The sequence below is a fragment of the Winogradskyella sp. genome (assembly GCF_025210595.1).
In the GTDB taxonomy this organism is placed as follows: Bacteria; Bacteroidota; Bacteroidia; order Flavobacteriales; family Flavobacteriaceae; genus Winogradskyella.
Window position 1 is genome coordinate 1 of record NZ_JAOARH010000010.1, and the last position, 20,238, is coordinate 20,238.

The 20,238-nt window shown below is 33.7% G+C and carries 20 protein-coding genes; 10 read left to right on the plus strand and 10 right to left on the minus strand.

Annotated elements, in window-relative coordinates; translation table 11 throughout:
• The 6 genes from mnmA to N4A42_RS00585 form a co-directional block, all read left to right on the plus strand.
• Positions 1-898, plus strand: an 898-nt coding sequence (mnmA, locus tag N4A42_RS00560) for a tRNA 2-thiouridine(34) synthase MnmA (RefSeq protein WP_294068474.1), incomplete at its 5' end; no start/stop codon positions are given.
• Positions 899-980: 82 nt separating this feature from the next.
• A complete protein-coding gene (locus N4A42_RS00565) occupies positions 981-2,597 on the plus strand; it encodes a S8 family serine peptidase (protein ID WP_294068476.1) in 1,617 nt (538 codons plus the stop codon).
• Positions 2,598-2,867: 270 nt separating this feature from the next.
• Positions 2,868-3,809 (plus strand): nitronate monooxygenase, encoded by a 942-nt coding sequence (locus N4A42_RS00570; protein ID WP_294068478.1) that lies wholly within the window; start codon positions 2,868-2,870, stop codon positions 3,807-3,809.
• Between the two features lie 120 nt (positions 3,810-3,929).
• The gene (locus N4A42_RS00575) at positions 3,930-5,306 is read left to right on the plus strand and encodes an MATE family efflux transporter (RefSeq protein ID WP_294068613.1); all 1,377 of its coding nucleotides are present in this window, start codon (positions 3,930-3,932) and stop codon (positions 5,304-5,306) included.
• A 65-nt stretch (positions 5,307-5,371) separates the two neighbouring features.
• Positions 5,372-5,599 (plus strand): hypothetical protein, encoded by a 228-nt coding sequence (locus N4A42_RS00580; protein WP_294068480.1) that lies wholly within the window; start codon positions 5,372-5,374, stop codon positions 5,597-5,599.
• Positions 5,599-6,165, plus strand: coding sequence for a phosphatase PAP2 family protein (locus N4A42_RS00585; protein ID WP_294068482.1), 567 nt, complete (start codon positions 5,599-5,601; stop codon positions 6,163-6,165). Before N4A42_RS00580 ends, N4A42_RS00585 begins: the two co-directional genes overlap by 1 nt.
• Before the next feature lie 59 nt (positions 6,166-6,224).
• Here N4A42_RS00585 and N4A42_RS00590 read toward each other — a convergent pair whose 3' ends face one another.
• From N4A42_RS00590 to N4A42_RS00600, 3 genes are all read right to left on the minus strand, one after another.
• Positions 6,225-6,941: a glycosyltransferase family 2 protein gene (locus N4A42_RS00590; protein WP_294068484.1), complete on the minus strand. Its 717-nt coding sequence runs from the start codon at positions 6,939-6,941 to the stop codon at positions 6,225-6,227.
• Between the two features lie 73 nt (positions 6,942-7,014).
• Positions 7,015-8,094: a methylmalonyl Co-A mutase-associated GTPase MeaB gene (gene meaB, locus N4A42_RS00595; RefSeq protein WP_294068486.1), complete on the minus strand. Its 1,080-nt coding sequence runs from the start codon at positions 8,092-8,094 to the stop codon at positions 7,015-7,017.
• Positions 8,095-8,106: 12 nt separating this feature from the next.
• Positions 8,107-8,670, minus strand: a complete 564-nt coding sequence (locus tag N4A42_RS00600; protein WP_294068488.1) for a DUF2911 domain-containing protein — start codon at positions 8,668-8,670, stop codon at positions 8,107-8,109.
• Positions 8,671-8,874: 204 nt separating this feature from the next.
• Here N4A42_RS00600 and N4A42_RS00605 point away from each other — a divergent pair, with 204 nt between their 5' ends.
• The 3 genes from N4A42_RS00605 (at position 8,875) to N4A42_RS00615 (ending at position 11,693) form a co-directional block, all read left to right on the plus strand.
• On the plus strand, positions 8,875-9,432 hold the full coding sequence (locus N4A42_RS00605; RefSeq protein WP_294068615.1) for an RNA polymerase sigma factor: 558 nt from the start codon (positions 8,875-8,877) through the stop codon (positions 9,430-9,432).
• Complete coding sequence (locus N4A42_RS00610) at positions 9,416-9,988, plus strand: hypothetical protein (RefSeq protein ID WP_294068490.1); 573 nt, start codon at positions 9,416-9,418, stop codon at positions 9,986-9,988. Before N4A42_RS00605 ends, N4A42_RS00610 begins: the two co-directional genes overlap by 17 nt.
• 79 nt (positions 9,989-10,067) lie before the next feature.
• On the plus strand, positions 10,068-11,693 hold the full coding sequence (locus N4A42_RS00615) for a hypothetical protein (RefSeq protein ID WP_294068491.1): 1,626 nt from the start codon (positions 10,068-10,070) through the stop codon (positions 11,691-11,693).
• 174 nt (positions 11,694-11,867) lie between these two features.
• Here the strand turns inward: N4A42_RS00615 and N4A42_RS00620 are convergent, their stop codons facing one another.
• Both N4A42_RS00620 and N4A42_RS00625 read right to left on the minus strand, forming a co-directional pair.
• On the minus strand, positions 11,868-12,392 hold the full coding sequence (locus N4A42_RS00620) for a nuclear transport factor 2 family protein (RefSeq protein ID WP_294068493.1): 525 nt from the start codon (positions 12,390-12,392) through the stop codon (positions 11,868-11,870).
• The gene (locus N4A42_RS00625) at positions 12,389-12,799 is read right to left on the minus strand and encodes a hypothetical protein (protein WP_294068495.1); all 411 of its coding nucleotides are present in this window, start codon (positions 12,797-12,799) and stop codon (positions 12,389-12,391) included. The genes N4A42_RS00620 and N4A42_RS00625 overlap by 4 nt, the downstream gene beginning before the upstream one ends.
• 262 nt (positions 12,800-13,061) lie before the next feature.
• Here N4A42_RS00625 and N4A42_RS00630 point away from each other — a divergent pair, with 262 nt between their 5' ends.
• Positions 13,062-13,484, plus strand: coding sequence for a DoxX family protein (locus tag N4A42_RS00630; RefSeq protein WP_294068497.1), 423 nt, complete (start codon positions 13,062-13,064; stop codon positions 13,482-13,484).
• A gap of 372 nt (positions 13,485-13,856) precedes the next feature.
• On the opposite strand, the gene secA is transcribed toward N4A42_RS00630, so the two are convergent.
• The 5 genes from secA to N4A42_RS00655 form a co-directional block, all read right to left on the minus strand.
• Positions 13,857-17,213: a preprotein translocase subunit SecA gene (secA, locus tag N4A42_RS00635; RefSeq protein ID WP_294068499.1), complete on the minus strand. Its 3,357-nt coding sequence runs from the start codon at positions 17,211-17,213 to the stop codon at positions 13,857-13,859.
• 240 nt (positions 17,214-17,453) lie between these two features.
• Positions 17,454-17,675, minus strand: coding sequence for a DUF2795 domain-containing protein (locus N4A42_RS00640; protein WP_008272287.1), 222 nt, complete (start codon positions 17,673-17,675; stop codon positions 17,454-17,456).
• A gap of 250 nt (positions 17,676-17,925) precedes the next feature.
• Positions 17,926-18,501, minus strand: a complete 576-nt coding sequence (locus N4A42_RS00645; protein ID WP_294068531.1) for a cob(I)yrinic acid a,c-diamide adenosyltransferase — start codon at positions 18,499-18,501, stop codon at positions 17,926-17,928.
• A 135-nt stretch (positions 18,502-18,636) separates the two neighbouring features.
• Entirely contained in the window at positions 18,637-19,323 is a 687-nt protein-coding gene (locus N4A42_RS00650; RefSeq protein WP_294068533.1) for an ABC transporter ATP-binding protein, read from the minus strand.
• A gap of 90 nt (positions 19,324-19,413) precedes the next feature.
• Entirely contained in the window at positions 19,414-20,175 is a 762-nt protein-coding gene (locus N4A42_RS00655) for an O-methyltransferase (protein WP_294068535.1), read from the minus strand.
• Positions 20,176-20,238: the final 63 nt, after the last annotated feature.

Genomic DNA, 20,238 nt, shown 5'->3' on the forward strand with positions numbered 1-20,238 from the left:
TGTATTATGTAATCGCGAGATCAAATTCGATGTCTTTATGGATATAGCTATGGAACTTGGTGCAGATTACGTAGCAACTGGTCATTATTGCCGAAAAGATACTATTGAAAAAGACGGAAAAGAGATTCATCAGCTTTTAGCTGGAAAGGATAATAATAAAGATCAATCATATTTTTTGTGCCAATTATCACAAGCACAACTAGCAAAAGCATTATTTCCAATAGGTGAATTAACAAAGCCTGAAGTTAGGGAAATTGCTAAAGCACAAGATTTAATTACCGCAGAAAAGAAAGATTCACAAGGGCTTTGTTTTATAGGGAAAGTGAGGCTTCCAGATTTCTTACAACAACAATTAAAACCAAAAGAAGGTGTTATTGTTGAGGTTGATGAGGCTTTAGAAGTTTACAATCAGGCGCAACCAGAGTTTACTTCAAAAGAAAAAAAGCTTGCATATTTAGCTAAAAAGCCAGAATATTCTCTAGCTGATGGTAAAGTTGTTGGTCAGCATCAAGGTGCGCACTATTTTACCAAAGGACAACGTAAAGGCTTAGCTGTTGGAGGAACCAAAGCACCACTTTTTGTTATTGATACAGATGTGGAAGAGAATGTCATTTATACAGGTCAAGGAAAAAATCATCCAGGTTTATTACGTAATGTGCTGTTTGTGTCTAATGATGAATTGCATTGGATAAGAGAAGATTTAGCTTTAGATGTAGATGAAACCATGGAAGTTATGGCAAGAATCCGTTACAGACAACCTCTAGAAAAGGCAACACTTCATAAAGTGTCATCTGGTCTTTATGTAGAGTTTGAAAACAAGCAATCTGCTATTACTGAAGGTCAATTTGTGGCTTGGTACAACAACGATGAGTTACTAGGTTCTGGTGTAATTTCTTAATAAAATTCCTGCGAAGGCAGGAATCTCTATTGCATTTATAGAATTCACTACAAATCCTTAAATTGCAATACAAAAGAAAGCAATGCTTAAAAAAATAACCCTACTTTTATTATTCTTAGTTACTATATGTAGCTATGCACAAGAAGATGCTTGGGTTTATTTAACAGATAAACCAAATGAAACTGTAGCATTAAATAACCCAATTTCAATACTCACACAAAAAGCTTTAGATAGAAAACAAAATCATGGAATTGCAATTGATGTAAGAGATGTTCCTGTACACGAGCCTTACATCGCAACTTTAAAAAGTCAGACTGGTATAACGGTAATGGCAAAATCTAAATGGTTTAATGCAGTGCATGTAAGAGGAACCGAAACCGATATTTCTGCTTTAACGAGTTTACCATTTGTAGATAATATAGATTTTGCTGATAATGGATTAGATACAGGATCTCGTTCTGCGGCTGTTTATGACAAAACAGAAATAGAAGATGCAAGTATTGTTTTTACCTACGGAAATACACAAAATCAGGTAGAAATGATTAATGCAGATAATTTGCATTTAGATGATTTTACAGGCGAAGGGATTACTATTGCAGTAATGGATGCTGGTTTTCCTAACGTAAATACTATGGCAGCATTTCAGCGATTACGCGATAATGGAGATTTATTAGATGGCTATGATTTTGTAAATAGAGACGACAATGTTTATGCGAGTACCATAAACTCACATGGCACCAGAGTTTTAAGTACTATGGCAGCTTTTGTTCAAGATGAATTTGTTGGTACTGCACCAGATGCGTCGTATTATTTATTTCTAACAGAAGATGCTACTAGCGAAAACCCTGTAGAAGAAAGTTATTGGGTAGAAGCTGCAGAACGCGCAGATAGTTTGGGTGTAGATATGATAAATACCTCTTTGGGATACACACAGTACGATAATTCTAATTACAATTACACACCTGCAGATATGAATGGTCAAGTAGCATTTATTACTAAAGGTGCTTCTATAGCTGCCGAAAAAGGAATTTTGGTTGTAGTGAGTGCTGGTAATGCTGGTGCTTCATCATGGCAAACGGTAGGTGCTCCTGCAGATTCACCAAATGTACTGTCTATTGGAGGTGTTGATGAAGCTGGTAATTATGTTGCGTTCAGTTCTCAAGGTAGTGTAGCACAGGTAGGTTATCAAAAACCAGACGTTGTGGCACGTGCAGGTACAGCCTATGTTGTAGATGAAAACAATGTAATCACTCAAAACAATGGCACTTCATTTAGCAGTCCTATTTTGTGTGGAGGTATCGCTTCGCTTTGGCAAGCGATACCAAATGCAAGTCCTGTTGAAGTTATGGACTATGTGCGTCAATCTGCTTCGCAATACACTATGCCAGATGAATTTTTAGGTTATGGTATTCCAGATTTAGCTTTAGCAAGAACTTTAGGTGTTGAGCAAGAAGCTTTTGATAGTTTTAGTTTTTATCCTAATCCTGTGAAAGATCTATTGAAATTTAATCTTCCTGTAGATATTGATGATTTTCAAGTTGCTATATATAGTCAATTAGGACAAAAGGTAAGTGAAAAGTCTATTAGTCATGAGTTTAATACGATAGATGTTTCTGAGTTATCTTCTGGTATTTACCTTATTCAATTGTCTTCAGAAAGTAATTCTAAAACCTTGAAGTTTATAAAAGGTAAATATTAGGTAAGCAACTTCTAGATACAATTCCTCATGCTTTGGAGGCACTCAAAGTGACGTAAATTACAAATTGAATCTCAACCGTCAGTTCGATTGGTTTGTGAGTGCGCGAGCAAATTGTATCGAGAACTATTAGCAATCAATTCTTATTCTTAATAAAATTTCTCTATTTCCATTCGTTAAATTCACTCTAATTGACGAATTTTATAAAAACTTTAATGTCACACTGCGCTTGTCGAAGTGCAGTCGAAGCATCTTGTAATATAAAACCTAACCATGACAAACAGAATTACAGAACTTTTCAATATAAAATATCCAATCGTACAAGCAGGAATGATCTGGAATAGTGGCTGGAGACTCGCTTCAGCAGCAAGTAACTCAGGTATATTAGGTTTAATAGGAGCAGGCTCAATGTATCCAGAGGTATTACGAGAGCATATCCAAAAATGCAAAGCTACTACAGACCAACCTTTTGGTGTAAATGTACCAATGCTTTACCCAAATATTGAAGAGATTATGAACATCATTGTAGAAGAAGGAGTAAAAATTGTATTCACTTCTGCCGGAAACCCAAAAACTTGGACCAAATGGTTGCAAGAAAAAGGGATTACGGTTGTACATGTAGTCAGTTCTGTAAAGTTTGCGTTAAAAGCACAAGCTGCCGGAGTAGATGCTGTGGTAGCCGAAGGTTTTGAAGCTGGAGGTCACAACGGACGCGATGAAACCACAACTTTAACCTTAATTCCTATGGTAAAGGAGCAATTAGAAATTCCTTTAATTGCAGCAGGTGGTATTGCTACAGGTAAAGCAATGTTAGCTTGTATGGTATTGGGAGCCGATGGAGTACAGGTTGGTAGCCGTTTTGTAGCGAGTGAAGAATCCTCAGCGCATCAAGATTTTAAACAAGTCGTTGTAGATGCTAAAGAAGGAGATACTCAATTAACCTTAAAGGAATTGGCACCAGTACGATTGATAAAAAACAAGTTTTATAATGAGGTAGAAGAACTTTATAAAACTGCACCAACACCAGAACAACTCAAAGAACTTTTAGGTAGAGCCAGAGCTAAACGTGGTATGTTTGAAGGCGATTTAGAAGATGGAGAACTCGAAATTGGGCAAATTGCAGGTTTAATTCACGATATAAAACCAGTAGCTGAGATTGTAAACGAGATGGTTGCTGAGTTTGAGGAGGCGAAAAAGCTAGTCAACTCATTTTAGACCAAGTCATGTATTCTCAAAAAGGGTTTAAATATGAAATATACAAGTGTCAGTAAATGCAGATTTCTTTTCTTTAAAATTTAATTCGCACAACAAAAACCTATGTGCTACCTTCGCACCATGGTTTTGAGCAACTATACTAAAGAATTTAAATACAACCTAAAACTAGCATCACCAGTAATGTTAGGTATGCTTGGGCATACTTTTGTGAGCTTTGTAGATAATGTGATGGTTGGGCAGTTAGGTTCGGCAGAATTAGCAGCTGTATCTTTGGGTAATAGCTTTATTTTTATTGCCATGTCTTTGGGTATTGGGTTTTCTACAGCGATTACACCTTTAGTAGCAGAGGCTGACTCTGAACAAAACTTTGTTAAAGGTAAGTCGGTCTTTAAACATGGCTTTTTTCTTTGTACAGTTTTAGGCATACTTTTATTTCTTTTAGAGTTGGTGGCTAAACCCTTAATGTCTGTAATGGATCAGCCCAAAGAAGTGGTAGAATTGGCTATTCCGTATTTAGATTTGGTGGCATTTTCTTTGGTACCTTTAATTGTTTTTCAGGCGTTTAAGCAGTTTAGCGATGGTATGTCTTTAACCAAATACCCAATGTATGCGACTTTACTAGCTAATATTCTTAATGTAGCAATAAATTATGTGCTCATTTTTGGAAAGTTTGGTTTTCCGGAAATGGGTATTGTTGGTGCAGCTGTTGGTACTTTGATATCACGTTTTGTAATGCTCTTTTTCTTATGGTGGCTTTTGGCAAAACGACACAGGTCTAAAGCTTATGTTACCAATATTAATTTCTTTAAATTGAGTAAACAGCCACTTAAAAAATTAACCAATTTAGGTTTTCCGAGTGCTATGCAGATGTTTTTTGAGGTCGCAATTTTTACAGCAGCCATTTGGTTAAGCGGTCTTTTGGGTAAAAATGCACAAGCTGCCAATCAGATTGCCTTAAACTTATCATCCATGACTTTTATGGTGGCTATGGGATTAAGTGTCGCAGCTATGATACGTGTTGGTAACCAAAAAGGGCTTAAGGATTATAAAAACTTAAAACGAATTGCAGAATCTATCTTTTTAGTTGGGTTTGTGTTTGCTGTAGTTTTTGCATTGTTATTTGTAATATTTCATAAGGTTTTACCAGATTTGTATGTAGATTTAGACGATCCTGCCAATGCTATGGATACTGCAGAAGTGGTGAAAATAGCCGCAACGTTATTGTTGGCTTCGGCAGTGTTTCAAATTAGTGATAGCTTACAGGTTATAGTGCTTGGTGCTTTACGAGGACTGCAAGATGTTAAGATTCCGACTGTAATAACATTTATATCGTATTGGGTAGTTGGTTTTCCGATTAGTTATTTTTTAGGCAAAGAAGATGCTTATGGTAGCTTAGGAATTTGGTTAGGATTATTGGGAGGATTAACTACTGCTGCAATATTGTTGTTCATTCGATTTAATTATTTAACTAAAAAGTTGATAGAAAAGAGTGCATAGAGCTATAAGTACTTTTATCTCATAACTAAATTTGTATTTTTGCTTTCTAACTTCAAACTAAAAAGATGGAGCTACCAAAATTCATATTAGGCGATAACACAGATTATCCTGATGCTATTTTTATAATTCACACTGAGTTTCCTAGATTTATTATTAATCTTGAAAATGATGAAGTAGAATGGTTTGAGGAATTTGATCAGCACGATCAAAAAGAACTTGAAACCGAAACTGAAAATTATATAAAATTAGCTACTGAATTCTATGATAGAGAAGTGGCCCGTTACAATGACTAATGTTAGATAGACTATTAGAATTAGATACTGAACTGTTTGTTTACCTTAATAGCTTGGGTTCGCCAACTTGGGATGGATTGTGGTTGTTTATAACCAATAAGTTCACTTTTATTCCGCTTTATGCTTTATTGCTGTTTCTCATTTATAAAAAATTAGGTTGGAAATCTTTATTATTGATTATGGTAACCATCACATTAATGATTCTCTTTACAGACCAAACTACCAATGTGGTAAAGCGTTCTGTATTGCGTTTTAGGCCATGTGCTTGTGATGAGATTAAAGATATTATTCGTTATATCGCTGAGCGTTGTAGTACCAACAGAAGCTTTTTCTCTGGTCATGCAGCAAACTCTATGGCAGCAGCAGTATTTGGTGGATTGTTATTGCGACCATATTATAAAAATCTAATTTTTATACTCTTGTTTTGGGCATTTTTAGTGGCTTACAGTCGTATTTATGTTGGTGTGCATTTTCCTGTTGATATTACATGCGGAATGATCTTTGGTGCTTTTTCTGGTTTTGGTTTTTATAAATTGAATAAGTACATATTAAAGCGATTTAGTTAATTCTTAAATCTTATTTTTAATTTTTAAACGAATGTTTTTGACTGCGTTTAAATGGGTGATTATTTACTGGTTTTTGAAACTTGGTAGTTAATATATTTTCTCTTCATCCATAGATAAGCAAAACAATCTAATAACGGACCAATAAGCCTATTCCAAAGACCAAATTTTGATGTACCAGCAGTTCTTGAAAAATGACGTACTGGTATTTGAGTAACTCTTCCGTTTTGCAACAAGATCATTGCAGGTAAAAAACGATGCAAGCCTCTAAACATAGGGATACGTTTAGCATAATCGGTTTTAATGATTTTTAGAGGACAGTTAGTGTCATCCATACCATCTTTTGTAAAAGCGCGTCTTATAACATTAGCAATTTTAGAAGACAAATTTTTTATAAAAGAATCTTTACGATTAATACGAACTCCTGTAACGAGCTCATTGTTGTCAATATGTTCTAAAAGACGGTTGAAATCTTCAGGAGTAGTTTGTAAATCAGAATCTATATAACCAACCAATTCGGTATCAGTATAATCAAAGCCAGCTTTTATGGCAGTACTTAAGCCTCTGTTTTTTTTAAAAAGAATATATTCAAAAGCTTCATTACGATTGCAAATATCTTCAATCATAGTTTGGCTTTTGTCTATAGAACCATCATTAATAAACAAAACAGATGTAGGAACAGCAGCAATTTTTAGATAATTAGATAGTTCTTTCTCTACACGCTCAAGATTACTCTCTTCATTATATACAGGAACAATGATGGTTAACTTGTATGCCATGAGTTAATAGAGTTTCTGCCGCAAAAGTATGTTTTTTAGTTTAAAGCTTAGAAACTAAATGGTTTAAGTGAATTTATATATTAAGCAAATATTCTGCTGCAGCAAAAGGAGTTGTTTTACCAGCTTCAACCAATTTTATTTGAGATTCTAATTCGTGCTTAATTTTTTCTGAGCTATAAAAGTTAGATTTTAAACGTTCTTCTATAGTTTGAAGTAACCAAAACTTATTTTGGTCATTTCTGTTTAATTCAAAATAATTTTTTGATGTAGTAATTTTTAAATAATCTTGAATTAATTCCCATATATCAGAAATGCCTTGTTGCTTTAAGGCACTACAAAGCGATACTTTAGGTGACCAACCAGAGTCTTTTTCTGGATAAAGGTGTAAGGCTCTTTTAAATTCTATTTTGGCTGCTTTGGCAGCTTTAAGATTATCTCCATCGGCTTTGTTAATAACAATAGCATCTGCCATTTCAATAATACCGCGTTTAATACCTTGTAATTCGTCACCAGCACCAGCAAGTTTTAATAGTAAAAAGAAATCTACCATGCTGTGTACAGCAGTTTCACTCTGACCAACACCAACGGTTTCTATAATAATGGTATCAAATCCAGCAGCTTCGCAGAGAATAATAGTTTCTCTGGTTTTTCGGGCAACACCTCCCAAAGAATCGCCAGAAGGTGAAGGGCGAATAAAAGCATTTTTATCTTTTACCAAATCTTCCATTCGGGTTTTATCTCCAAGAATGCTCCCTTTACTAAGTGTGCTACTTGGGTCAACTGCTAAAACAGCTACTTTTTTACCAATACCTGTAAGATAAATACCAAAGGCTTCAATAAAAGTACTCTTACCAACACCAGGTACTCCTGTTATACCTATTCTAACAGATTTGTTAGCATGTGGTAAGCATGCTGTAATAATATCATGCGCTTTGCTTGTATGGGTTGAATTGGTGCTCTCTACTAAAGTTATGGCTCTACTTAAATCTGTAATATTTCCTGATGTAATACCAGACACCAAGTCATCTACAGAAGGCTGTTTTTTACGTTTGGCCTTTATAAATTTTGCAGAGTTAACGTTTAAGATTTTAGGTGGTTCTATACCATCTTGTTCATGCAAAGCAGATTTATATGTGTTCTCCTTTTTAGCCACTTAAGAATATTTTTAGTGTTTATGAGGATAAATATGCATAGGAATTTCAATTAACGTCTGATCCCAAGCCATAGTTAATTTAAGTTTTCCTGTTTTGTTATCAAAGGCAATCGTAAATTTTTCAACAGTTTCATCAATGTCTTGTTTATCAACTTCTATCTCAATGGCATCATAATTTGGGTCCCACATAGGTTCCATTTTTTCATTAACTCCCCAATCATATTGTTTGGTGTTAAACATCACTTTCCAAGAGTTTTCCATAGGTACTGTCCAAAGTGTATATTTTCCTTTTTTTAATAATATGCCATCAATCATTAAATCTTTATTGGTCTCAAAAGTAGTTGCTTCGTTGGCACCAGTTCTCCAGACTTTATCATAGGGTACAAGTGCTCCAAAGACATCTCGCTCTCGTTTAGATGGTCTGTTATATTCTACTTTTAGCTTTAAGTCGTTAAGCGCAATCTTAGCAGTATCTTTAGGACTAAGTCTTGGTGCAAAAATATTTTCAACAAAAACTGAGTAAATAAGTAAGCCTAATGCTATAATAGATAATATAATGAGGAGACGTTTTAACATGGTCTTTTTCTTAAGCGGTTTTAATTAAAATTTAAAGATAATTCAATTCCCTAAATTTATAGAACAGAAAGCTGAATTTTAAGCAAATCTTATATAATGAATTTAATTAACTCAGTAGAGTTAAGTTAATTTTTTTAAATTTTTTGCAACACTTAAAATTTTGTATCGTCTTTAGAGTAAACCAATCAAAAAAAACAAATAATCATTAGCACGTTCCAAGTTCATATTGTTGAAAGATGCAAAACGAATGATAGACAAGCGCAAATGCAATTGTACAATCAGTATTGCAATGGTATGCTCATAGTAGCACTTCGTTTTATAAAAGATACAATGGAAGCTGAAGATATTGTTCAAGAAGCTTTTATAAAGGCATTTACAAAATTAGATCAATATAAGGCAGAAGTGAGTTTTGGCGCATGGTTAAAACGGATTGTTATAAATAAATGTATTGATGCTCTAAAATATAAACGTCAACGATTAATAGAATTAGATGAGCACCATCTTAATGTTGTTGATGCCGATTATGAAAGTGAGTGGTTAGTAGATGATGAGGTAACTATAGAAGATGTAAAAGCAGCCATTGAGCAGCTGCCAGAAAAATATAAATATGTTGTAATGCTTTATTTAATTGAAGGGTATGATCACCAAGAAATATCTGAAATTTTGAATATTTCTGAAGTTGCATCGAGAACACAATTATCAAGAGGAAAACAAAAGTTACAAACTGTATTAAAAACAAAGAAGAATGGCACAAGATCTTAGAAATTTATTCGATGAAGATACAAAAGCACAGCATGTAACAATGTCTAATGGTCATGAAGCACGCTTTTTAGACAAGCTCAATAAAGAGTTGCCAATAGAGAAAAAGTCTAGCGGCTTTAGCTTTTTAAATATTGCTGCAAGTGTGGTGGTTTTAATAGGGTTGAGTTTTGGAGCCTATCAGTTTTTTAAAGGTGATGTAAGCACAGAAGAACCTATAGAGAAACAAGTTGTTGAAACAGATTTAAAAACCTTAGGTGATGTATCTCCAGATTTAAAAAAGGTAGAGGATTATTATTTAGCAAGTATCAACTTAGAATTATCTAAAGTAGAGTTAACACCACAGAATAAAGAATTATTTGATGGTTATGTGTTAAGGCTTCAGGAGTTAAATAAAGAATACGATAAGTTGTTGGTAGAGCTTAATGATAATGGTCCAAACTCAGTAACCTTAGATGCGTTAATAGAAAATTTAAAATTGAGATTAAATCTAGTAATGCGTCTAAAAGAAAAATTAGAAGAGTTTAATAATGATGCCTTTAACGAAGTAATATCTTAATCAATTATACATTCATAAATCAAAAAACGAACAGATTTTACTCAACTTGATTGGGTATCTCTAAAAAAATCAAAAAAACATGAACACAATTAGAGTTTTAGTATTGTGCCTTTTAACCAGCTTTGGTTATGCACAAAAGAAGTTAAGTAAAGTATCTCAATCTATTAAGGTAGATAAAGATGTTGTTATAGACCTCAATACAAGTTATGCAGAGATAGAAATTGATACTTGGAATAGAGACATTGTTGAAGTAGAGGCTTATATTGAGAGTGATAAATTATCTAAAGAAGAATTAGAGCGCGCTTTAGAAGCTTGGAATCTTAAAGTAGATGCGTCTAATAATAAAGTTGTTATTTCTTCTAGTGGAGGTAGAGCACTAGGTTTATTTAGTGATGGTGATTACACTGCAGTTTTAAAGGATTTAGAATTTGAATTAGCAGATTTGCCAGAAATGCCAGAAGTTATGGTGCTACCAGAAATGCCAGAAATGGGCGAATTACCTGTTATGCCAGAATTACCAGAAATGCCAGAAATGCCAGAGTTTCCAGAACTTCCAGAATTGCCAGATGGAATCAATTCTATAAGTTTTGATTATGATAGGTATCAAAAAGAGGGAGAAAAATATCTTTCAGAATGGAGTGAAAAATATGAACGAAAAGGCGGTAAAGAGCTGCAAAAAAGCATGGAAGAATGGGCTAAGAAGTTTGCTGAGTCTGGTTATCAAGAAAAAATGGAAAAATGGGGAGAAGAGTACGGCAAGCGATTTGAAGGAAAATGGGCTAAAGACATGGAAAAATGGGGCGAGAAGTTTGGAGAGAAATATGCTAAGGATATGGAAAAATGGGGTGAAGAATTTGGTGAGAAATTTGGCAAAGAATGGGCAGAAAAAATGGAAGTTTGGGGAGAGCGTTTAGAGCAGCAAATGGAAAGACAGGCAGAACTTTTAGAAAGAAAAGCAGAACGTAATGAAAGAATTATAGAACGCCAAGCTAGAGCTGCAGAGCGTCATGCTGAGCGTACTGAGGCGCTCGCAGAACGTGCTGCTAAATTAGCAGAACGACGACATGCCGAAAGGAACGAAAGAGCTTCTATTTTAGCAAAACGTATTAAAGAAGATGGTAATAGTAAAGTGCGTAAGGTGATTAAAATAAAAATCCCTAAAAAAGCAAAACTAAAAACTAATATTAGACATGGTGAATTAAAGCTATCTTCGGTTATTTATAATTTAAGCGGAGATATATCACATGCCTTTTTGGTAGCAGATAACATTGATGGAAGTGAGACTTCCATCAATGTCTCTTATTCACCTGTGGTTATAAAATCTTGGAATTTAGGTACATTAAACTTAAATTATGTAGATAAAGCCCAAATTAAAAATGCTAAGAGTTTGGTACTTAATTCTAAGTCATCTAATATTAATATAGAAAACTTATCAGATACAGGAATTATTGATGGAAGTTTTGGAGACTTAACAATTTCTAATTTAACAGAATCATTTAAGAATCTTAATTTAATATTAGAAAATAGTGACGCTTTTGTAAACTTGCCAAAAAATGTTGATTACAATATGTATTTTAAAGGCAATCGCTCTAAATTCAATAACAAAGCAACGTCTCAAAAAACCATTAGAAATTATCCTGAAGGGAATAGCTCAGACAGAAATATTATTGTAAATGCTAAATTTAGCAGTGTTATTATGAATTAATACTTCAATTTTGATTAGTGACTATAATTGTAATTTACAACCAATTATAGTAAAAGCTGATTTATCACAACGAGCCTGTTGAAGTGTTGTTTCAAATCTTTTTCCTTTTGTTTTCCATAAAAATAACTTCCTTATTTTGGTGGAATTTTTCTTTTTTAAACAATAAATGTAGCATTAATTCGAGATAAACTTCTCAAAATCATCTATAGCAAAAGCTTTATTATAATCGTCTTCGCCAATGGTTCCACCTTCAGAAGAATCGTAGTCCATGGTTATCTTCCAAAAACCATCAATTTTTTTTAAGAGCACATGAAATTGTCCGTAATAGGCTTTTTCTTTATCTGTACCTTTATTTCGTATCAATTTATAAATACCACGTTCGCTTGCAGTATTATCGTTGTTTAACCTCTCAAAAAAACGTAACGATATTTCACTTGTTTGCCCAGTTGCTTTATCGCGTTCAAAACTTTTTTTGTAATTAGTAATATAGGTTTCGTAGTCTAAAATACGTTTGCCACCTGAAATACGCACCAAATTTTCAGAATGAATATCTGCCATTAAGGTGTAATCTAAGGTTGAAAAGGCTTTATAAAATTTTAGCCAAGTAGAATTGATTTGCTGTAAATTGGCTTTGGATTGTGAATGACTATAGCTAATCGATAAGAAAGCGATAAGAAGGGTAAAATGAAGTTTTTTCATGATGTTTTTTTAATTTGTTTTTGAGCTAAGGATTTACCGATTAAGAAACCTATAATAACCAAAAGACCATCAGATAATGTAAACCATAGCTCTTTAGGTAGGTATATGATATTAAAATATGTGGCTACAATCATTAAACCACCAACAATATAGGATGGAATCATACTTGTTTTAGAAACTATAGCGGCAACATACATACCAACAATAGGACCAACAAAGTGTCCAATAACTACTAAGATTTTAGAGCCCAAAGGAATTTTATCCATATTATTTTTTATCCATTCCACATCCATTGCATTGGCTCCTTCAGGTAAAGGAAATAGGTTGTGCCCAATTAAGTTTTCAAAAATAAATACTGATGCAGATGCAGCAATAAAGCCAACAATAGTTGCTAATACATTTTTCATGATTGTATTCGTTTAGTTAGTGGGTTTAATATAATAAAAAAAGAAATTGTTTGTAAAATAACACTTAGACAATCCTAATAGTTTTAAATTATGGAATAGCATAGGTTAATAAATATAAGCTTATAGATTGTCTTGAAATATCAGAAAGATAACACAAATCCCTGGTTTTTAGGTGTTTGATGTGTTAATTAGAGTGGGAAACAACCGATTTTTCATCAAAATTACGTAACTTTAATAGGGCAGAATTAATATCTATTGTATTATGAGCTATATAAAGTCACTAAATAAATGGGCAAATGCACACACCTATTACCCACTTGATATGTTACGTATCTCTTTGGGTATATTTTTGTTTTATAAAGGAGTGTACTTTGTTTCTAATCTCAATGTTTTAATAGACCTTATTGAGCCTGTTAAATCTGTAGCAGGAGATGTGTTGTTAGTACATTATATAGCGCCAGCACATTTTATAGGTGGCTTTTTAATTATTTTTGGCTTATTAACACGCTGGGCAATAATAGCACAGCTACCAATTTTAATTGGCGCGGTTATTATCAATTTTATTGGCAAAATGCATTCAGGTAATCTCTTATTATCATCTATTGTATTATTAGTGTGTGTGTTCTTTTTGTTTTATGGCTCAGGAAGGCACTCTGTAGATAAGTATTTAAAAATGCAGCAATAACAATAGTTTTATTACCAAAAGAAGTATCTAAGTCTCTTTTTTCATTATATCTTAATAATTATAGATTTTTTGTTAGCAATACTTAAGCTAGAAATGTAATCAACAATAATGATTTTGCCTATCGTTTTGCTTTGTACAGTTATGGCTTTAAAACATCGTATAGATCGTTTATGTCTGTTGTCTCAATGCTATTAATACTAAAAGAAGTGTACTAGATTCTATCTTGAGTAAATAACGATACAGAAAGGTACAAGAAGATTAATGTAAAATAGGTTTTCATATATTTTGATTGATTTTTTCCAAGAAAAAACTCCTGATGTATATATCAGGAGTTTAAGGTTTTAAATATAAAATTCAGTAAAAGCTATGGTGTTAATCATTCACCAAAACCCATTCACCTTTATCAATTAAAGGAATAGCCTGTTTATATTTTACAACTTTGCTTTCTCCACTCATTACATTTTTAATCGTTACTTTATCGTTACGACCAATTTTTGGTTGTTCTCTAACAATAGTTTCTACAACTTGTTGTTGACGAGAAGCACCTTCTCCAGCAGCTCTACTTTGTGCTGCACGCTCGTCCATGTTTGGAATTTCTTCCTTCTGTGTTTCAAGCTTTTCTTCCTTTCTTCGTTTAGCTTCTTGAATATTATCTGCAGTTTCTTGCGGAATTTCACCTTTAAATAAGAACGAAATTACATCTTTATTTACTTGGTCTATCATAGCTTTAAATAGCTCAAAAGACTCAAACTTGTAGATTAATAAAGGATCCTTTTGCTCATGTACCGCTAATTGTACAGATTGCTTTAACTCATCCATTTTACGTAAATGTGTTTTCCATGCATCATCTACAATGGCTAGTGTAATGTTCTTTTCAAAATCATTGATTAGTTGCGTACCTTTAGTTTCAAAAGCTTTTTCTAAATCGGTTACAACTTGTAAGTTCTTTACACCATCAGTAAATGGTACTACAATACGCTTAAATCTATCGCGTTGTGTGTTATAAACATTTTCAATAACTGGAAACGCTAAATCTGCAGCACGTTGCATTTTTTCACGATAGTGTTTAAAAGCTTCCTTGTAAATAAGACCAGCAATTTCTTGCTCTCCCATTTTAGCAAATTCTCCTTCAGAAATTGGAGAAGCCATTGAGAAGTAACGAATTAATTCAAACTCAAAGTTTTTATAATCGTTAGCAGCTTTATTATTCATTGCGATACCTTCAGAAGTATCAAAAATCATGTTAGCTAAATCTACACGAAGACGTTCACCATGTAAGGCGTTACGACGACGTTTGTAAACTACTTCACGTTGAGCGTTCATAACATCATCATATTCTAATAAACGTTTACGTACGCCAAAGTTGTTTTCTTCTACTTTTTTCTGAGCACGTTCAATAGACTTTGAAATCATAGAGTGCTGAATAACTTCACCTTCTTTTAGTCCCATACGATCCATCATCTTAGCAATTCGTTCAGAACCGAATAAACGCATTAAGTTATCTTCTAGAGAGACATAAAATTGAGAACTTCCTGGATCTCCTTGACGACCAGCTCTACCACGTAACTGTCTGTCTACACGACGCGAATCGTGACGTTCAGTACCTACAATGGCTAAACCACCAGCTGCTTTAACTTCGTCACTCAGTTTAATATCTGTACCACGACCTGCCATATTGGTTGCAATGGTAACCTGACCTGCATTACCAGCTTCAGCAACGATATCAGCTTCTTTTTTGTGCTGTTTTGCGTTTAAGACATTATGCGGAATCTTACGAATACTCAACATTTTTCCTAAAAGTTCAGAGATTTCTACGTTTGTTGTACCAATTAGTACTGGTCTACCAGCATTAGATAAGTCAACAACTTCATCAATTACGGCATTATATTTTTCGCGCTTTGTTTTGTAAACTAAATCGTCTCTATCGTCTCTGGCAATTGGTCTGTTGGTAGGAATTTCTACAACATCTAATTTGTAGATTTCCCAGAATTCACCAGCTTCAGTTACAGCAGTACCTGTCATACCAGACAGTTTGCGATACATTCTAAAGTAATTTTGAAGTGTAACAGTGGCAAAGGTTTGTGTAGCGGCTTCGATCTTTACGTTTTCTTTAGCTTCAATGGCTTGGTGAAGACCATCAGAGTAACGACGACCATCCATAATACGACCAGTTTGCTCATCTACGATCATTACTTTATTATCCATGACCACATACTGTACGTCTTTTTCAAAAAGGGCATAAGCCTTTAATAACTGGCTAAGTGTATGGATACGCTCAGATTTAATAGAGAAGTCTCTAAATAATTCTTCTTTTAGAACTGCTTCTTCTTCAGCTTCTAGACCTTTACTTTCAATCTTAGCAATTTCTGTTCCCATTTCTGGCATAACAAAAAAGTTAGGATTGTCTTTACCAGATAAATATTCAACACCTTTATCTGTCAATTCTACTTGATTGTTTTTTTCGTCGATAACGTAATAGAGTTCTGCATCTACTTTTGGCATTTCTCTATTGTTATCTTGCATGTAAAAGTTTTCTGTTTTTTGAAGTAGTAGTTTTACACCTTCTTCACTCAAAAACTTAATTAAAGCTTTATTCTTTGGAATACCTCTGTAAGCTCTTAATAATTGAAAACCACCTTCTTTAGTATCTCCTGAAGCTATCAATTTTTTGGCTTCAGCCAAAACACCAATTAAATATTTGCGTTGAACAGCTTCAATTTGTTCTACCTTAGGTTTTAAGATATCAAATTCGTGCTCGTCTCCTTTTGGAATAGGACCAGAAATAATTAATGGTGTGCGAGCATCATCAACCAAAACAGAGTCTACCTCATCTACAATGGCAAAATGATGTGGGCGCTGTACTAAATCTTCTGGCGAGTGTGCCATATTATCACGTAGATAATCGAAACCAAATTCATTGTTAGTTCCGTAAGTAATATCTGCGTTATAGGCTTTGCGACGTGCGTCTGAGTTTGGTGTGTGATGATCTATACAATCTACACTTAGGCCATGAAATTCAAAAATTGGTGCCATCCAAGCACTATCACGTTTTGCTAAGTAATCATTTACGGTTACTAAGTGTACACCTTTACCAGCTAAAGCATTTAAGTATACAGGTAATGTTGCTACTAAGGTTTTACCTTCACCTGTTTGCATTTCGGCAATTTTTCCTTGGTGCATAGCAATACCACCAATAAGTTGCACATCGTAGTGAATCATATCCCAAGTAATTGGCTTACCTGCAGCATCCCAAGAATTTGCCCAAACGGCTTTGTCATCTTCTAAAGTGACATAGTCTTTTGCGCCAGATACTTCACGGTCAAAAGCATTTGCCGTTACAGCAATTTCTGTATTATGTACAAAACGTTTAGCAGTTTCTTTAACTACAGCAAAAGCTTCTGGTAAAATATCATTAAGTACTGTTTCTGTAACTTCGTAAATCTCATCTTCGATTTTATCGGCTGCTACGTAGATGTCTTCACGTTCATCAATATCTTCAGTAACTTCAGCTTTTTCTAAAAGTTCGTTTTGTTTTTCTAAAAGAGGCTTGCGAGCTTCTGCAATCTTATCTTTAAACTCAGTTGTTTTAGCTCTGAGTTCATCATGAGATAGGGCTTCGAGCGCTTGTTCAAAGGTTTTTATTTTTTCTACGATTGGTTTTATTGCACTAACATCTTGTTTGGATTTATCTCCAACAAATACTTTTAGTACTTTATCTAGTATGCCCATGTTTTGTATTTTGAAAACAGATTGAATTTGCGTTCAAGCTGTGTGTTGTTATTATAAAAGTTATTTTATTTGTTGGTCTGAGTGTGACTGGTAAATTTTAGCTTTAATTATAAAGCGTATTACTGTGTCTATATTACTCAAATCAACATTTAGTTTTCAATAAATTATGAACGTCCGAAAATAAAAAAAGTCTCTCAGTTAAGATAACGTAAGAGACTTTTTTTGTGATATTATTATATGTTAATATTCGTCCTCATTCCAGAGGTAATCTTCGTCAGTTGGATAATCTGGCCAAATCTCTTCAATAGAGTCATAAGAATCTCCTTCATCTTCTATAGCTTGTAAGTTCTCTACAACTTCTAGAGGTGCGCCAGTTCTAATTGCGTAATCTATAAGCTCGTCTTTTGTTGCTGGCCAAGGTGCATCACTTAAATAGGATGCTAATTCTAATGTCCAATACATCTGCGTTAAGTTTTTAATTTTTGCAAAAATAAATTTTTAGCTGAATAATTCAAGAAAAAAATGAATTAATTAGTATGTAATCCAAAAATATATTAAATCATTGGTCTCATGAACATTTATGCTTATGCTTTTGAAAAATTCAAAAAATCATTCATAAATGTTTAATCATTAATTTAAAGAACGTGTAATCTTCAACTTTTTTAAACCTCAATATTGCATTATTTTAGTTTAAAGGCTGAATGAATATAGATTACGATTCTTTTTGAGGAATCCACTTTATTTCTTCAGCTTGCAAATCATGTGACAACTTCCGTGCCAATACAAAGAGATAGTCAGAAAGACGATTAATATACATTAGCGTTTCTGGTTGAAAAGGCTCTAAATCATTGAGATGCGAGGCTAATCGTTCTGCTCTTCTGCATACTGTACGTGCTATGTGACAGAATGACACCGTTGGGTGGCCGCCTGGTAGTACAAAATGTGTCATAGGTGGTAAGCTGGCTTCCATACTGTCCATTTCTTTTTCTAAACGCTCAATATCTTCATTAGATATTTTTGGAATATTCAATCTAGCTTTTCCGCTTTTTAATGTAGCTTTTTCTGGGTCTGTTGCCAAAATAGCACCAACTGTAAATAAGCGATCTTGAATATGCATTAAGGTGTTTTTGTACAATTGATCAATATTCTGATCTCTTAAGAGTCCAATATGTGAGTTTAGCTCATCAATAGTGCCGTAACTTTCTATGCGAATATGGTGCTTTGGTACACGTGTACCTCCAAATAGAGCAGTAGTACCTTTATCACCTGTTTTTGTATATACTTTCATGTTAACAAAGTTACAAGTTAAAAGTTGTAAAGTAAAACGTAAATATATTGTTTAGTTGTGGATTTGTTTGATTGCAGAGATGTTTATTCGTGTATTTGTTTAGTGGATTATTAAGTTATTTAGTTTAATTAATCACTAATTATAAGTGTCACTTTCAATTAAACCATCACGTAATCTAATAACGCGTTTGGCGTGTTCTGCAATATCTTCTTCATGAGTTACCATGATGACTGTGTTTCCAGAGGCATGAATCTGATCAAATAAATCCATGATTTCTAATGATGTTTTAGAATCTAGGTTACCTGTAGGTTCGTCTGCCAAGATAATTGAGGGTTTGTTAACCAAAGCTCTTCCAACGGCTACACGTTGTCTTTGTCCACCCGATAATTGATTGGGTTTGTGGTCCATACGGTCAGCAAGACCAACGTCTGTAAGTACTTCTGAAGCACGATTGACTCTTTCTTTTTTTGAAGCACCAGCATATACCATTGGTAAGGCAACGTTTTCTAAAGCTGTGGTTCTAGGTAAGAGGTTAAAGGTTTGAAAAACAAATCCTATCTCGGTGTTTCTTATTTCTGCTAACTCATCGTCGGTCATTTGACTTACATCTTTACCGTTGAGTTTGTATGAGCCAGCAGTAGGAGTATCTAAACAACCTAATAAATTCATAAGCGTTGATTTACCTGAACCAGATGGTCCCATAATGGCAACATATTCACCACGTTTAATATCTAAATCGATACCTTTTAATACATGAACAATTTCTTGTCCTAATTTAAAATCTCTAATGATACCTCTAATTTCAATGACGTTGTCACTCATGCTTAAATTGTATTGGTTGATTAAATCCTCTGCAAGATAACAGAATTTAAAAATCAGTTTCCTAAATAAGACGTTAAAGTTATTAGCTTGTTACAGTCTTATGATAAAATGTTCTCTAACCTGCTCTTTTCTAAAAAAAACAAAGCCCAAATGAAAACAATCTACAGTAACTGTTACTGCTTGGTGTGCTTTAATGAATTCCCAAGCTTCAGTCATGCCTTTGGACCAATAAATATCGTCAAAAATGAAAACAGAATCGTTATGCGCTTTAGGTAATAATGTTTCAAAATATTGAATCGTTGCATCTTTACTATGATGACCATCAAAGAAAATAAGGTCGAATTTATTTTCTTTTAAGGTGGGAATAATGGTTTTGAATTCGCCATTTACAATGCTTATGTTTTCAAGGTCTAGATGACTTTTTGAAAATTTAGAAATATTTGGGCAGCCCTCAATAGATGTGATTTTGTTTTTGGTGTTGCCCAAAGCCATTGCGTAAGTAGCAATTCCTAAAGATGTGCCTAATTCTAATGTGTTTTTTGGTTTGAAATATTGAGTTAATCTATAAAATAATTTAGCACGTTTTTGAGGTGTTCCTGATGTTTTAGCAATTTGTTTTATTGCTCGATTATTAGATTTAAAAACTCTAGAACCCGAACCAAAATCAGTTATTTCAATATAGTTGTTGTTTTTGAGTAAATTATTGCGATAATTTGAAAGTTTAGAATAATCTGAATATTTCTTTTTATCATAAAGGCACTTGGTTACAAAATCATAAATAAATGGTGAATGCACACCATGTTGATTGGTTGAGCTAAGCAAGAATTTTATGTAGGATAATATTTGATACATTCTATGGAAATTGAAGCTGAAAATATATTTTTGTTTACTTAATGCACGTTACACTTTGTGCTA

Excerpts from the sequence above, each read along its gene's own strand:
- N4A42_RS00565 (WP_294068476.1), top strand. The coding sequence starts at position 981 with ATGCTTAAAAAAATAACCCTACTTTTATTATTCTTAGTTACTATATGT.
- N4A42_RS00570 (WP_294068478.1), top strand. The coding sequence starts at position 2,868 with ATGACAAACAGAATTACAGAACTTTTCAATATAAAATATCCAATCGTA.
- N4A42_RS00575 (WP_294068613.1), top strand. The coding sequence starts at position 3,930 with ATGGTTTTGAGCAACTATACTAAAGAATTTAAATACAACCTAAAACTA.
- N4A42_RS00580 (WP_294068480.1), top strand. The coding sequence starts at position 5,372 with ATGGAGCTACCAAAATTCATATTAGGCGATAACACAGATTATCCTGAT.
- N4A42_RS00585 (WP_294068482.1), top strand. The coding sequence starts at position 5,599 with ATGTTAGATAGACTATTAGAATTAGATACTGAACTGTTTGTTTACCTT.
- N4A42_RS00590 (WP_294068484.1), bottom strand. The coding sequence starts at position 6,941 with ATGGCATACAAGTTAACCATCATTGTTCCTGTATATAATGAAGAGAGT.
- N4A42_RS00600 (WP_294068488.1), bottom strand. The coding sequence starts at position 8,670 with ATGTTAAAACGTCTCCTCATTATATTATCTATTATAGCATTAGGCTTA.
- N4A42_RS00610 (WP_294068490.1), top strand. The coding sequence starts at position 9,416 with ATGGCACAAGATCTTAGAAATTTATTCGATGAAGATACAAAAGCACAG.
- N4A42_RS00615 (WP_294068491.1), top strand. The coding sequence starts at position 10,068 with ATGAACACAATTAGAGTTTTAGTATTGTGCCTTTTAACCAGCTTTGGT.
- N4A42_RS00620 (WP_294068493.1), bottom strand. The coding sequence starts at position 12,392 with ATGAAAAAACTTCATTTTACCCTTCTTATCGCTTTCTTATCGATTAGC.
- N4A42_RS00625 (WP_294068495.1), bottom strand. The coding sequence starts at position 12,799 with ATGAAAAATGTATTAGCAACTATTGTTGGCTTTATTGCTGCATCTGCA.
- N4A42_RS00630 (WP_294068497.1), top strand. The coding sequence starts at position 13,062 with ATGAGCTATATAAAGTCACTAAATAAATGGGCAAATGCACACACCTAT.
- secA (WP_294068499.1), bottom strand. The coding sequence starts at position 17,213 with ATGGGCATACTAGATAAAGTACTAAAAGTATTTGTTGGAGATAAATCC.
- N4A42_RS00640 (WP_008272287.1), bottom strand. The coding sequence starts at position 17,675 with ATGTATTGGACATTAGAATTAGCATCCTATTTAAGTGATGCACCTTGG.
- N4A42_RS00645 (WP_294068531.1), bottom strand. The coding sequence starts at position 18,501 with ATGAAAGTATATACAAAAACAGGTGATAAAGGTACTACTGCTCTATTT.
- N4A42_RS00650 (WP_294068533.1), bottom strand. The coding sequence starts at position 19,323 with ATGAGTGACAACGTCATTGAAATTAGAGGTATCATTAGAGATTTTAAA.
- N4A42_RS00655 (WP_294068535.1), bottom strand. The coding sequence starts at position 20,175 with ATGTATCAAATATTATCCTACATAAAATTCTTGCTTAGCTCAACCAAT.